The organism is Sphingomonas eleionomae, assembly GCF_049889035.1.
Classification (GTDB): domain Bacteria; phylum Pseudomonadota; class Alphaproteobacteria; order Sphingomonadales; family Sphingomonadaceae; genus Sphingomonas.
In genome coordinates this window covers 857,795-871,558 of the sequence record NZ_JBLTWP010000001.1, presented here as the reverse complement: position 1 = coordinate 871,558, position 13,764 = coordinate 857,795, and the positions used below count along the sequence as shown (strand labels likewise).

At 66.3% G+C, this 13,764-nt stretch carries 11 protein-coding genes; 8 read left to right on the top strand and 3 right to left on the bottom strand.

Translation table 11 applies throughout. The annotated features are described in order from the left end of the window. Positions 1-81 precede the first annotated feature (81 nt). Positions 82-1,572 carry an MFS transporter gene (locus ACNI3Q_RS03960; RefSeq protein ID WP_426274106.1) on the top strand — a complete coding sequence of 497 codons (1,491 nt, stop codon included), beginning with the start codon at positions 82-84 and terminating at the stop codon, positions 1,570-1,572. On the opposite strand, the gene ACNI3Q_RS03955 is transcribed toward ACNI3Q_RS03960, so the two are convergent. Beyond that, positions 1,569-2,888, bottom strand: a complete 1,320-nt coding sequence (locus ACNI3Q_RS03955; RefSeq protein ID WP_426274105.1) for a methyl-accepting chemotaxis protein — start codon at positions 2,886-2,888, stop codon at positions 1,569-1,571. The two genes, ACNI3Q_RS03960 and ACNI3Q_RS03955, sit on opposite strands and share 4 nt — an antisense overlap. A 208-nt stretch (positions 2,889-3,096) precedes the next feature. Here ACNI3Q_RS03955 and ACNI3Q_RS03950 point away from each other — a divergent pair, with 208 nt between their 5' ends. The 6 genes from ACNI3Q_RS03950 (at position 3,097) to mmsB (ending at position 9,629) form a co-directional block, all read left to right on the top strand. Continuing rightward, positions 3,097-4,590, top strand: coding sequence for a CoA-acylating methylmalonate-semialdehyde dehydrogenase (locus ACNI3Q_RS03950; RefSeq protein WP_426274203.1), 1,494 nt, complete (start codon positions 3,097-3,099; stop codon positions 4,588-4,590). 7 nt (positions 4,591-4,597) lie between these two features. Beyond that, positions 4,598-5,539, top strand: a complete 942-nt coding sequence (locus tag ACNI3Q_RS03945; RefSeq protein ID WP_426274104.1) for a polysaccharide deacetylase family protein — start codon at positions 4,598-4,600, stop codon at positions 5,537-5,539. After that, positions 5,536-6,678 carry an acyl-CoA dehydrogenase family protein gene (locus ACNI3Q_RS03940; RefSeq protein WP_426274103.1) on the top strand — a complete coding sequence of 381 codons (1,143 nt, stop codon included), beginning with the start codon at positions 5,536-5,538 and terminating at the stop codon, positions 6,676-6,678. The genes ACNI3Q_RS03945 and ACNI3Q_RS03940 overlap by 4 nt, the downstream gene beginning before the upstream one ends. Beyond that, on the top strand, positions 6,675-7,715 hold the full coding sequence (locus ACNI3Q_RS03935; RefSeq protein ID WP_426274102.1) for an enoyl-CoA hydratase/isomerase family protein: 1,041 nt from the start codon (positions 6,675-6,677) through the stop codon (positions 7,713-7,715). The genes ACNI3Q_RS03940 and ACNI3Q_RS03935 overlap by 4 nt, the downstream gene beginning before the upstream one ends. Before the next feature lie 110 nt (positions 7,716-7,825). Then, positions 7,826-8,605 carry an enoyl-CoA hydratase gene (locus ACNI3Q_RS03930; protein ID WP_426274101.1) on the top strand — a complete coding sequence of 260 codons (780 nt, stop codon included), beginning with the start codon at positions 7,826-7,828 and terminating at the stop codon, positions 8,603-8,605. Between the two features lie 142 nt (positions 8,606-8,747). Further along, entirely contained in the window at positions 8,748-9,629 is an 882-nt protein-coding gene (mmsB, locus tag ACNI3Q_RS03925; RefSeq protein ID WP_426274100.1) for a 3-hydroxyisobutyrate dehydrogenase, read from the top strand. 79 nt (positions 9,630-9,708) lie between these two features. On the opposite strand, the gene ACNI3Q_RS03920 is transcribed toward mmsB, so the two are convergent. After that, the gene (locus ACNI3Q_RS03920; RefSeq protein ID WP_426274099.1) at positions 9,709-12,231 is read right to left on the bottom strand and encodes an ABC transporter permease; all 2,523 of its coding nucleotides are present in this window, start codon (positions 12,229-12,231) and stop codon (positions 9,709-9,711) included. After that, positions 12,228-12,932: an ABC transporter ATP-binding protein gene (locus ACNI3Q_RS03915; RefSeq protein WP_426274098.1), complete on the bottom strand. Its 705-nt coding sequence runs from the start codon at positions 12,930-12,932 to the stop codon at positions 12,228-12,230. The genes ACNI3Q_RS03920 and ACNI3Q_RS03915 overlap by 4 nt, the downstream gene beginning before the upstream one ends. A 20-nt stretch (positions 12,933-12,952) precedes the next feature. Between ACNI3Q_RS03915 and ACNI3Q_RS03910 the strand changes: the two genes are divergently transcribed. After that, entirely contained in the window at positions 12,953-13,702 is a 750-nt protein-coding gene (locus ACNI3Q_RS03910) for an arylesterase (protein WP_426274097.1), read from the top strand. Positions 13,703-13,764: the final 62 nt, after the last annotated feature.

Below are 13,764 nucleotides of genomic sequence, written 5' to 3'. Positions count from 1 at the left end.
CGCATACGAATACCGGTTCCATTGGCCCGCGCTTGCCCGCAAGGTCGGGGCAACAACACAGCGTCATGTAAGGGGAGGACCATGGAAAAGCCGCGTCAGGGCTGGGCGGGTCTGTTCAACATCAGCTTCGGCTTTTTCGGCATTCAGATCGGGTTCGCGCTTCAGAACGCGAATATGAGCCGCATTTTCCAGACCTTGGGTGAATCGCTCGACAATCTGCCCGCGCTGTGGATCGCCGCGCCGCTGACCGGACTACTGGTGCAGCCGGTGATCGGGCATCTCAGCGACCGGACCTGGCTTGGCCGCCTTGGTCGCCGCCGCCCCTATTTCCTGGCCGGTGCGGTGCTCGCTGCCCTGTCGCTGTTCCTGATGCCGCTGGCCGAACATCTGATCTTTGCCGCGATCATGTTGTGGCTGCTCGACGCCTCGCTCAACATCTCGATGGAGCCGTTTCGCGCATTCGTCGGCGACATGCTGCGCAAGGATCAGCATACCGCCGGCTATGCGGTGCAGACGGCGTTCATCGGCGTCGGCGCGGTGGCCGGCTCGATGTTCCCCTGGCTGCTGACCAGCCTTGGCGTCGCGAACGAGGCCGCGCCCGGGGTGGTCCCCGACACCGTGCGATGGAGCTTCTGGGCGGGCGGGGCCGCGCTGTTCCTTGCCGTCCTGTGGACCATCGTGACGACCCGCGAATATTCGCCGGCCGAGCTTGCCGCATTCGACGGCGAGGCAGAGGCGGCGGCTCAGCCTGTGCGCGCGCTGTCCAGCCGCAGCTTTGTCGCCAGCCTCCTTTGGATCGGTGCGGGCGCGGCGGTCATCGCCGCGGTTCAGGCATTCGCACTGGAAAAGGAGATGTTCCTGCTCGGCGGTCTGCTGATCGGTTATGGCATCGCCAGCATCGCGGGCATCCTGCTCGCCCGGAACGGCCGGGATGACCATATGCTGGCCAGCATCGTCGGCGATTTTGCCGGAATGCCCGACATCATGAAACGGCTGGCGCTGGTCCAGTTTTTCAGCTGGTCCGCATTGTTCATCATGTGGATTTATACGACGCCGGTGGTCGCCGCGAACTATTTCGGGGCAACCGACACCAGCGGCGCGGCCTATAATGCCGGGGGCAACTGGGCGGGCGTGCTGTTCGCCATCTATAACGGCATTGCGGCGGTGGCGGCACTGACCTTCCTCCCGCTGCTGGCGCGCCGGGTCGGGCGGGTGCGCACCCACATGATCGCGCTGCTCGCCGGGGCGGCGGGCTTTGCCGGCTTTTTCGTCATCACCGACCATCGCTGGCTGATCGTCAGCGAAATCGGCATCGGCATCGCCTGGGCCTCGATCCTGGCCATGCCCTATGCCATCCTCGCCTCGGCCTTGCCGCAGCAGAAACTGGGCATCTATATGGGCCTGTTCAACGTGTTCGTGGTCATCCCGCAACTGCTCGTGGCGACCGTCATGGGCACGATCATGAAAGCGTTTTTTCCCGATCAGCCGGTATGGACCATGGCCTTTGCCGCCGGGGTGTTCGTGCTCGCCGCGCTCGCCATGCTGCGCGTGCCAGAGCCTGAAGGGCGTTAGGCCGCCCGAAGTTCGGCAAGAAAGCGGGATGCTTCCCCGGACAACTGTCTGGTTCCGCGATTAAGGAGCCGTGCAAGTTCGCGGATCTCCCTTGCGCCTGATGTAGCCTCGCCCGCACTGCCCGAAAGGTCGGACATATCTGACCGGATGGCATCCGATGCCGACACAACTTCGCTGGCGTGATCGGCGATGGTGCGTGTCGCGGCTCGCTGAAGTGCCATCGCATTGCGGATTTCGGCCGATAGCGCTGCGATTGACCCGACAGCGGTCGCTACCTCGTCCTGGCTGTCGGCAATCGTTTCAAAACCGGTGCTGATCGCCTCGACGTGCCGGGTGATGCTGGCTGCGGCGACTGCGGCCTGGCTCGACAGTCCCTTGACCTCATTGGCCACGACAGTGAAGCCGCGGCCTGCTTCGCCGGCGCGTGCAGCCTCAATCGAGGCATTCAACGCAAGCAGGTTTACCTGCGATGCAATATCCGTGATCAGGCTGATCACGGTATCGATCGACCGCGCGGACTGAACCAGTTCTGCCGCGCGCCTGCGTCCATGCGCGGCCAGCAATGCCGCGGACCCGGCCGATCGCTCGGCGTCGTCCATCTGACCGGCGATGCGATCGAACGCCCCGGCCAGCATTGCGCTGTTATCGGCGATGCCATCCATCGCGCTACCTGTCTGATCCGCCGCCGCTGCCACGGCAGTCGCCTTGTCACCGACCAGTCCGGCACGATCCAGCGTCGAGACGGCATGGGCTTCCAGCCGGTCGGAAAGATCAGCCATTGTGTTGGCCAGCGCTGCCACCTCGGCCTCGAACGATGCGGCGGAGGCTTCGATCCGGCGTGCTTTGGCAACCTCGCTGTCTGCCCGGATCATGGCGACTTCGGCAGCGAGTTGAACGAGGCGCCGGTTTGGGACCACCGCGCGCAGCCGTCCGCCGACCGTCAGAACCATGCCCTCGGTTCCGCGGGCTTCCTCATACCGGGACAGCAGTTTGCAAACGGGCAGGTCCACTTCCGCGACGGGACATGGCCGTATCAGCGCGTCAATCCGGTCCCCATATGCCGGATTACGCATCAGTGCATGGCCAAAAGGGTTAAGCACCAAGCGGCGAATATCCCGTTCGAAGATCGCGCCGATCGGACGATTGCCGTCATCAACGACGGGCAGCAGACGCAAATCGATATTTTTCTCGAACAATGCGACGACGGTCCGCATGGGCGTCTCGGCAGTTACCGATGCGATGTTGCAATCCGCTCCACGCAGCCAGTCCGGCAGCGGAGAACTGTTTGGGGTAAGGGTGAACGACGACTGCACCATCACTTCGTTTTCTTCCAATTCCGGTAAACGCGGAGTTAGCCATTGATGACATTTGAATGACAAAACGTAATTTTATTACGTCATATTTGCGACAGAAAGATTGGATTTTGGCGGGCTGACACATCCTGTCGCCTGTGGCACAACGCAATTAAATTACGCGTTCATGAGTCGGCGTCAGACCGGCGATGATGCCACAGGAGACGATGCGATGCGGATGATCGACCATTTTCTGGCCGGGCCAGTGCCCGCCGCGACGCGGCACGGCGATGTGTTCGATCCCAATGCCGGGACGGTTCAGGCCCGCGTGGCGCTGGGCGATGCTGCGGTCCTCGATGCCGCCGTCGCCGCGGCTCAGGCCGCTCAGCCCGGCTGGGCCGCCACCAATCCGCAGCGGCGTGCCCGCGTCCTGTTCCGGTTCAAGGAACTGGTCGAGGCGAACATGGACAGCCTGGCCCATCTATTGTCCTCCGAACATGGCAAGGTGATTGCCGACGCCAAGGGCGATATTCAGCGGGGGCTTGAGGTGATCGAGTTCGCCTGCGGCATCCCGCACGCGCTGAAGGGCGAATATACCCCCGGCGCAGGCCCCGGCATCGATGTCTATTCGATGCGCACGCCCATCGGCATCGGGGCCGGCATCACGCCGTTCAACTTTCCCGCGATGATCCCGCTCTGGATGTCCGGCGTCGCCATCGCCTGCGGCAACGCCTTTATCCTGAAACCGTCGGAGCGCGATCCGTCGGTTCCCGTCCGCCTCGCCGAACTGTTCAGCGAGGCGGGGCTGCCCGACGGCATCCTTCAGGTCGTGCATGGCGACAAGGCGATGGTCGACGCGATCCTCGATCATCCCGCCATCGGCGCGGTCAGCTTTGTCGGATCGTCCGACATCGCCCATTATGTCTATCGGCGCGGCGTCGATGCGGGCAAGCGGGTGCAGGCGATGGGCGGGGCCAAGAATCACGGCATCGTCATGCCCGATGCCGATCTGGATCAGGTGGTGGCCGACCTGTCCGGCGCCGCATTCGGATCGGCCGGCGAGCGCTGCATGGCGCTGCCGGTCGTGGTGCCGGTGGGCGAACAGACCGCCGATCGCCTGCGCGACAAGCTGATCCCCGCAATCCATGCCCTTCGCGTGGGCGTGTCCACGGATGCCGACGCGCATTACGGCCCGGTGGTCAACGCCGCGCACCGCGCGCGGGTGGAACAGTGGATCCAGACCGGGGTGGACGAGGGCGCGGAACTGGTCATCGACGGACGCGGCTTTGCGCTTCAGGGGCATGAACAGGGCTTTTTCATCGGCCCCAGCCTGTTCGACCGCGTGACCCCGACGATGGCGAGCTACCGCGAGGAAATCTTCGGCCCGGTGCTGCAGATCGTCCGCGCGAATGATTTCGAGGAGGCGCTGCGCCTCCCCAGCGAGCATCAATATGGCAACGGCGTCGCCATCTTTACCCGCAACGGCCATGCCGCCCGCGAATTTGCCGCGCGGGTCAATGTCGGCATGGTCGGCATCAACGTGCCGATCCCGGTGCCCGTCGCCTATCACAGCTTTGGCGGGTGGAAGCGCAGCGCCTTTGGCGACGTGAACCAGCACGGGATGGAGGGCGTCCGGTTCTGGACCCGGGTCAAGACGGTCACCCAACGCTGGCCCGATGGCGCGCCGGACGGTAGCAATGCGTTCGTCATTCCGACGATGGGGTAACCCGCCGATGCTGGTCCGTTTCCTTGCCGCGCTGTTGCTGGTCCTCGGTCTTGCCGCGCCGGTGGCCGCGCAGGACAAGCGGATCGCGCTCACCTTTGACGACGCCCCGCGCGATCGCGGTGCCTTCCTGACGCCGGACGAGCGGACGGCCCGCCTGATCGACGGGCTGAAGCGGGCGGGCGTCGAACAGGCGGCGTTCTTCGTCAATCCCGGTTTCCTGTCCCGCCCGGACGGACAGGGGGGAGAGGCGCGGCTGGCCGCCTATGTCGCCGCGGGTCATGTGCTCGCCAACCACAGCTTTTCGCACCCCGCGCTGACCGACCTGACGGCCGAGCAATATCTGGCCGATATCGACCGGGCAGAGGCTTGGCTGTCGAAACAGCCGGGCCATCGCCCTTGGTTCCGCTTCCCGTTCCTCAATGAAGGGCGTGCCGACAAGGCAAGGCGCGATGCCGTCCGCGCTGGCCTTCGCCAACGCGGGTTGACGAACGGCTATGTCACGGCGGATGCCAGCGACTGGAACCTTGAAGGGATGACCATCGCCGCAAAACGGGCGGGCAAGTCGATGGACATGGATGGCCTGCGCGACCTCTATGTCCGGATGCACGTCGATGCGGCGGAGGCGTATGACCGGATCGCCCGCACGGCGCTGGGCCGCTCGCCCGCCCATGTCATGCTGATGCACGAAACTGACCTTGCTGCCCTGTTCCTGCCCGATCTCGTCGCGGCGCTGCGGGCAAAGGGATGGACCATCGTCACGGCGGACGCGGCCTATGCCGATCCCATCGCGCCGCTCGCCATGACCGTGGACGTCCCCTCCGCTCAGGGCACGCTCACCGAAGCGATTGCGTGGGAAAAGGGCATGCCCCCCCCGCGCTGGTATGAAGGCAACAGCTCCGAAGTGGCGACCCGCTGGTTCGCCGAAGCGGTGCTAAAGGAAGCAAAATGACCCAGTTCGATCTGACCGACGATCAGCGCGAGATTCAGGAGCTTGCGCGCCGTTTCACCGCCGATGCCATCACGCCCTTTGCGGCGGAATGGGACGAAAAGCACATCTTTCCGCGCGACACGATCAAGGCCGCGGCGGAACTGGGCTTTGCCGCCATCTATGTCAGCGAGGCATCGGGCGGCATCGGGCTTGGCCGGCTGGAGGCCGCGCTGATCATGGAGGCGATGGCCTATGGCTGCCCGTCGACCAGCGCGTTCATTTCCATCCACAACATGGCCGCCTGGATGCTGGACCGGTTCGGATCGGACGCGGTGAAGGGCAAGTATCTCGACAAGCTGGTCACGATGGACTGGATCGCCAGCTATTGCCTGACCGAACCGTCGTCCGGGTCCGACGCGGCGGCGCTCAAGACGCGCGCAGTCCGGGACGGCGACCATTATGTCGTCACCGGCACCAAGCAGTTCATTTCCGGCGGCGGTGAGAACGAACTGTATCTGGTGATGTGCCGCACCGGGGAGGATGGGCCAAAGGGCATTTCCTGCCTTGCCATCGAGCGGGATATGCCGGGCGTCAGCTTCGGCGCGAACGAGCGCAAGCTCGGCTGGCATTCGCAGCCGACGCGGCAGGTGATCCTTGAGGACGTTCGCGTGCCGGTCGAAAATCTGGTCGGCGCAGAGGGGCAGGGGTTCCGCATCGCCATGATGGGCCTGGATGGCGGCCGCCTCAACATCGGCGCCTGTTCGCTCGGCGGGGCGCAGCGCTGCCTCGATGAAAGCATCGGCTATGTAAAGGACCGCAAACAGTTCGGTCAGCCGATTGGCGAGTTTCAGAATACCCAGTTCATGCTGGCCGACATGGCCACCGATCTGGAGGCCGCCCGCGCCCTCCTTTACATGGCAGCGGCCAAGGTGACGGCGGACGCGCCCGACAAGACGCGCTTTGCCGCCATGGCCAAGCGGCTGGCGACCGACACCGGCAGCGCCGTGGTCGACCGCGCGCTGCAACTGCACGGCGGGTACGGCTATCTGATGGACTATCCCATTGAACGCTTCTGGCGCGACCTGCGTGTCCATTCGATCCTTGAAGGGACGAACCAGGTGATGCGCATGATCGTCGGCCGGGATCTGCTACGCCAGTGAGCGACATCCTCATCACCCGCGACGGCGCGGTGGGTCGCATCCGGCTCAACCGGCCAAAGGCGATCCATGCGCTGACCACCGACATGTGCGCTGCCGTGCTGGCCGCGCTTGCCGAATGGCGCGACGATGCCGGCATCCTGGCGGTTCTGATCGACCATGCGGATGGCCGGGGCTTCTGCGCGGGCGGCGATATCCGGATGCTGGCGGAAAGCGGCGGCGGCGATGGCGCCGCGGCCCGTGATTTCTTTCGCATCGAATATCGCATGAACCATGCGCTGTTCACCTATGCCAAGCCGATCGTGGCGTTCATGGATGGCATCACCATGGGCGGCGGCGTCGGCATCAGCCAGCCCGCGCGCTATCGCGTGGCGACCGAGAATACCCGGCTGGCCATGCCCGAAACCGGTATCGGCCTGTTCCCCGATGTCGGCGGCGGCTGGTACCTGTCCCGCCTGCCGGGCCGCATCGGCCAGTATCTCGCGGTGACGGGCGCACGGATCGACGGGGCCGACTGCCTCGCCCTTGGCCTTGCCACGCATTTTCTGCCTGCCGAACGGCTCGAGGATGCCAAGGCGCGCATCATCGCCGACCCGACCGGGATCGAGGCGGTGCTGGCCGACCTATCCGCCGCCGCGCCACAGCCGCGGATCCTGTCCCATCGCGACGCGATCGACCGCCTGTTCGCCAGCGACCGGCTGGAGGAGATCGTGGCCGCGCTGGAAGCCGACGACAGCGACTTTGCCCGCGACACGCTAGGCACGATCCGCACCAAGTCGCCCCAGGCGATGAAGGTCAGTCTGAAGCTGCTGCTCGACGCAGCGACCATGCCGACGTTCGAGGACGAGATGCGACAGGAATATGCCGTCGCCACCCGCGTCGTTCAGCGGCCCGACTTTATCGAGGGCGTCCGCGCGCTGATTGTCGACAAGGACAATGCGCCGGTCTGGAACCCGTCGGCGATCTCGGACATGACCGACCACATGATCGACCGCATCTTCGCGCCCCTGCCGGACGACGAGGCGTGGACGCCGGCGTGAATGCGTCATGCTGAACTGGGTTCAGCATCCATCGCGCAGCAGGCAGCGACATGGAATTTGGATGGGTGAACCCTGAACCAGGGTCAGGATGACGATATAAGGAGCAGGCGATGACCGATTACGAAACCATCCTGGTCGAACCGCGCGCCGACGGCGTGACGCTGATCACGCTCAACCGGCCAAAGGCGCTGAACGCCCTGAACGCGCAGGTGCTGGCCGATCTGCTGGCCGCGCTCGCTGCCTTCGATGCCGACCCGGCTCAGGGCTGCGCCGTCATCACCGGCAGTGAAAAGGCGTTCGCGGCCGGCGCGGATATCAAGGAAATGGCCGAAATGGGCTTTGCCGACATGTATGGCGGCAATCATTTCAGCGGGTGGGAGGCGTTTACCCGCACCCGCAAGCCGGTGATCGCGGCGGTTGCCGGCTATGCGCTCGGCGGCGGGTGCGAGCTGGCGATGATGTGCGATTTCATCCTGGCCGCCGATACCGCCAGGTTCGGCCAGCCGGAAATCAAGCTGGCCGTGGCCCCCGGCATGGGCGGGTCGCAGCGGCTGGCCCGCGCGGTGGGCAAGGCAAAGGCGATGGAAATGGTCCTCACCGGCCGGATGATGGACGCTGCCGAGGCTGAGCGTGCCGGTCTTGTCAGCCGCATCGTCCCCGCCGCCGATCTGGTGGACGAAGCGGTAAGGACCGCCGCCGCCATCGCCGCCATGCCGCCGCTCGCCGTCCTGGCGAACAAGGAACTGGTCAACGCCGCGTTCGAAACCACGCTGGCACAGGGGGTTCAGTTCGAACGCCGCCTGTTCAACGGCCTGTTCGGTACGGCCGACCAGAAAGAGGGCATGGCCGCGTTCATGGAAAAGCGTCCCGGCACCTGGACCGGGCGTTGAGATTGGCAAAGCCCTCTCCCCTTCAGGGGAGAGGGTTGGGAGAGGGGGAGGCGCGCACCCCCCCTCACCAAGCTTCGCCAGCATGCAGGCTCGTAAGCTGCGCTGTCCCCTTCTCCATGGGGGCGAGGAACGGGAGTAACCAATGACCAGCATCGCCTTTATCGGCCTTGGCAATATGGGCAGCGGGATGGCCGCCAATCTGGCAAAGGCCGGGCATGACGTGCGCGCCTATGACCTGTCGGAGGCCGCGCTGGATCGCGCCCGCACCGCCGGGTGCCTTGCCGCGCTGTCGGTGGAAGAGGCGGTTGCGGGCGCAGAGGCCATTGTCACCATGCTGCCCGCCGGCACCCATGTCGATCAGGTGTGGCGCGATCAGCTGATCCCGCTGGCCACGCCCGGCACGCTGCTGATGGATTGTTCGACGATCGATGTCGCTACTGCCCGCGCCGTGGCCGAAGCGGCGGCGACGCGCGGCCTGCTGGCGGTGGATGCGCCGGTGTCGGGCGGCATTGCGGCGGCCAATGCCGGCACGCTCACCTTCATGGTCGGCGGGACGGACGCGGCCTTTGCCCGGGCGGAACCGATCCTGTCCGCCATGGGCAAGTCGGTGATCCATGCCGGTGCCGTCGGCGCGGGTCAGGCGGCAAAGATCTGCAACAACATGATCCTCGGCGCGACCATGGCCGCAACGTGCGAGGCGTTCGTGCTCGCCGAAAAGCTGGGGCTGGATGCACAGCGCTTCTTCGACATCGCGTCGGTTTCGTCGGGGCAGAGCTGGTCGATGACCAGCTATTGCCCGGTCCCCGGCGTCGGCCCGGAAACACCCGCCGACCGCGACTATCAGGGCGGGTTCGCTGCCCAGCTGATGCTCAAGGATCTGAAGCTCGCCATGGATGCCGCCGACGGCGCGGGCGCGGCAACGCCGATGGGCAGGCGCGCGGCCGAACTCTACCAGCGCTTCGTCGATGACGGGAACGGCACGCTGGATTTCAGCGGCCTCATCCGGATGCTGGCCAGGGACTGAACCCCGTCATTGCGAGCGTAAGGGAAGCAATCCAGCGCGGGACTGGATTGCTTCGCTGACGCTCGCAATGACGATTGGATCACAACCCTCTGAGCGCCTGTGCAGGGCGCACCGACATGATCGGGATCGATCCCGCCAGCCCGATGGCCAGCGTCCCCAGCGCGCCAACGCCCAGCGTGCCCAGCACCAGCGCCCAGTCGGGCGACCAGCCAAATTCGAAAATCCGCACGATGACAAACCATGCCGCACCCAGGCCAAGCGCCAGCGCCACCCCGGCCAGCACGCTGGCCAGCAGCGCATATTCGATCGCCTGCGCGCCCAGCACCTGCCACCGCGTCGCGCCGAGCGTTTTCAGGATCACGCTGTCATAGGCGCGCGCCTGCCGCGATGCCGCGATCGCACCGACCAGCACCGCGATGCCCGCCAGGATCGCGACCGATCCGGCCAGCAGGATCGCCGTCGACATCTGGCCCAGCGACACGCTCACCTGCGCCACCACCTCGCCCACATCGATCACCGAAACCGACGGGAATGCCGCCAGCAGCGCGCGGGTCATCCCCGGCTGCACCGTGCCGGGCAGGGTGATCGTCGCGGCCAGGCTGTGCGGCGCGGCCTTCAGCGTCGATGGCGTGAACACCATGATGTAGTTGAAGCCCATCGTTTCCCAGTTCACCTGACGCAGCGATGCGATCCGCGCGTCGATCTCCCGCCCCAGCACCGACACGGTGATCGTGTCGCCGACGCCGACCTGCATCACCTTTGCCGCTTCCTGATCGAGCGAAATCAGCGGCGGCCCGGTATAGTCCCTTGGCCACCATTTTCCCGCCGTCAGCTCTGATCCTTCGGGCAGCGTGTCGGAATAGGTGACGCCCCGCTCACCGCGCAGGAACCACGCGCCTTCGGGCAGGGTCTTCATCTCCGCCACCCGCTGCCCGCGAAACGCGACGATGGTGCCGCGCAGGGTGGGCACGATGTTGAGGTCCGCGCCCGGTGCCTGCTGCCGCACCAGCGCGCCGAACGCCGCCTGCCGCTCGATCGGGATATCCAGGACGAACTGGTCCGGCGCTTTCTTCGGCACGGTGTTGCGGATTTCGCTCGTCAGGCTCGACTGGATCGCCGCCAGCGTGACGAACAGGGTGAGGCCCAGGCCAAGCGCCACGACCAGCGCCGATGTCTGCGCCCCCGGTCGATACAGGTTCGCCACCGCCAGCCGCGCCAGCGGACGGCGCGGAGAGGGAAGCCGCCGCGCCAGCCATCTGACGGCAACGCCAATGCCCAGCAACAACAGGATGGTGCCCGCAACGCCGCTCAGCACCGCTGCGGCGAACAGCGGATCGCGCGCCGTGCCCAGCGCCAGCGACAGCACCGCCGCCCCGGCCAGCGCGACCAGCGCCATCGTCCGCCGGTCGATCCGCGCCCGCCGGTCCACGGTTTCGCGAAAGATCGCAGCGGCGGGCAGGGTGCGCGCGCGTGCCAGCGGCGGCAGGGTAAAGATCAGCGCGATCAGCACGCCATAGCCCGCACTGATCGCCAGCGCCCCCGGCGCGATCGCAAATCCCGGCTTAACCGGCAACAGGTCCTGCACCGCCGTCACCAGTGCAAAGGGCAGGACAATGCCCGTCACCAGCCCCACCGCAATCGCCAGCAATGCCACCGCGCCCACCTGCATCAGGTAGATGCGGGCAATATCGCCCGATGATGCGCCCAGGATTTTCAGCGTGGCAATGCCGTTCCGCTTGATCGCCAGATAGGAACCAACGCCGTTGCTGACCCCGATCCCCGCAATCGCTAGCGCGGCCAGCCCGATCAGCGCCAGGAACTGGCCCATGCGCTCGAAAAACCGGCTGGTGCCCGGCGCCGCGCCATCGCGCGTCTTGATGTCCAGCCCCGCCTCCGGGAACGCCGCCTTCAACCGGTCGGCCACCGCCTTGGCATCGGTGCCGTCGGGCGTGCGGATGCGGTATTTGCTCTCATACAGGCTGCCCGGCAGGATCAGGCCGCTGCGCCGCAACCCGTCGAGCGAAGTGAGCGCGACGGGGCCAAGCGTGAACCCTTCGCCCACCCGGTCGGGTTCGTCGGCAATGATGTCGCGGATGCGGTAATCGGCATTGCCATAGCGCAGGCGATCGCCGAGTTTCAGCGCCAGCCGCTCGGCCAGCGCCGCGCCGATGACCACCTCGTCCGCGGTCAGCCGCGCCGCCGCCCCGCCCCGCAGGGTCAGCGTGCCATACAGCGGATAGGCCGTGTCCACGCCCTTCAACTCTGTCAGCACCGCTGACGGGCCGTTGGTGCCTGTATCGACCCGCTGGGCCATGGCGCGCAAGCGGATGGTTTCGGACAGGCGGCCGGCGGCGCGGAACGCGGCCTTTTCCGCCTCGCTCGCCTCGCGCTGCGTCATCTCCACCTCGACATCGCCGCCGAGGATCAACTGGCCCTTGGACGCGATCTCGCCCGTGATTGCGCTGGTCAGCCCGCCAATGGTCGCCAGCGTCGCCACGCCCAGGAACAGGCAGACGAACAGCAGGCGCAGCCCGCGAAACCCGGCGTGCAGATCGCGCCGCGCGATCCGCCACAGCGCTGCCCAGCTCAGCCGCTCGCTCATGCGCTGGCCCGGTCCGCGACGATCAAGCCGTCGCGCATTTCGACCACGCGGTCGCATCGCTCGGCAAGGGCAGGGTCATGGGTGATGATGACCAGCGTTGCGCCCGCCGCCCGCTGCCGGTCGAACAGGATATCCTCGATCGCGCCGCTGGTCGCGCCGTCCAGATTGCCGGTCGGCTCGTCCGCGAACAGGATGGCGGGGCGGGGCGCGACGGCGCGGGCAATCGCCACGCGCTGCTGCTCGCCGCCCGACAGCTGCGCCGGATAATGGGTCAGCCGATGGCCCAGGCCCACCGCCTCCAGCTCGGCCCGCCCGCGCTCGAACGCATCGGCCACGCCCGCCAGCTCCATCGGCACGGCAACATTTTCCAGCGCGGTCATGGTGGGCAACAGGTGAAAGGATTGGAGGACGATACCGATCCGCCCCCGCCGCGCGCGGGCCAGCGCATCCTCGTCCATCGGGCCGAACTCCATGTCCGCCACGCGAACCTCGCCGCCGGACGCGCGCTCAAGGCCGGACAGGATCGCCATCAGCGACGATTTGCCCGACCCGGACGGGCCAAGGATGGCGACGCTCTGCCCCTGCGGGATGCTCAGGTCGATCCCTTTCAGGATTTCCGTCGGGGCGGCGCTGGTGCCAAGGGTAAGGGTGACATTGCGCGCCTGGATCGCAATATGGAAAGGCTCGACAGTGGCGTGCATTGGTAAGGGAAATCCCCGGTATGGGTGTGAACTGGGTTCGGCGTGGAACGACATATGTAGCGCTGTGCGCTGCGGCGCAATTGCTGGCCGCCTGTTCGGGTGAACCGGCGGTGGACAATGCAGCGGGCATTGCAGCGGACAACGCCGCCACGCCCACGGCGCAGCCCGCCGCCGCCGCCGGGGCGGAGGCCGCGGATGCGCGCCTCGTCGTCGCGTTCGGGGACAGCCTTTATGCCGGTTACGGCGTTGCCCAGAACGAAAGCTTTCCCGCCGCGCTGCAACGCAGCCTGACGGCGCGGGGCATCGCCGCCGATGTCCGCAATGCCGGAGTATCGGGCGAAACGACGCAGGGCGGGTTGCAGCGGCTGGCCTTTACGCTGGACGGGTTCCCGCGAAAGCCGGACCTGCTGATCCTGGGCCTTGGCGGCAACGACATGCTGCGCGGCATCGATCCGGCCGAAACCGAACGCAATCTGCGCGGAATGCTGGACCTGCTCAAGGAACGCGGCATCCCGGTGATGCTGACCGGCATGGTCGCCGCGCCCAACATGGGGGCCGATTATCGCCGCCGGTTCGACGCCATCTATCCTGCGCTGGCCAAGGACTATGGCGTGCCGCTCTATCCCTTTTTCCTCGACGGGGTGATCGGCGACCGCGCGCTGATGCAGGCCGATTCCATCCATCCCAATGCCAGGGGGATCGATCGGGTGACGGATCGGGTCGCACCGCTGGTCGCCGCTGCGCTGAACCCGGCGGCTACCGGCGGTTAACCCTCAATTTGCCTTCTCAACCGGGCGGTCAGGCGGCATTCGGGGCAAACCTCGTGGAGAAT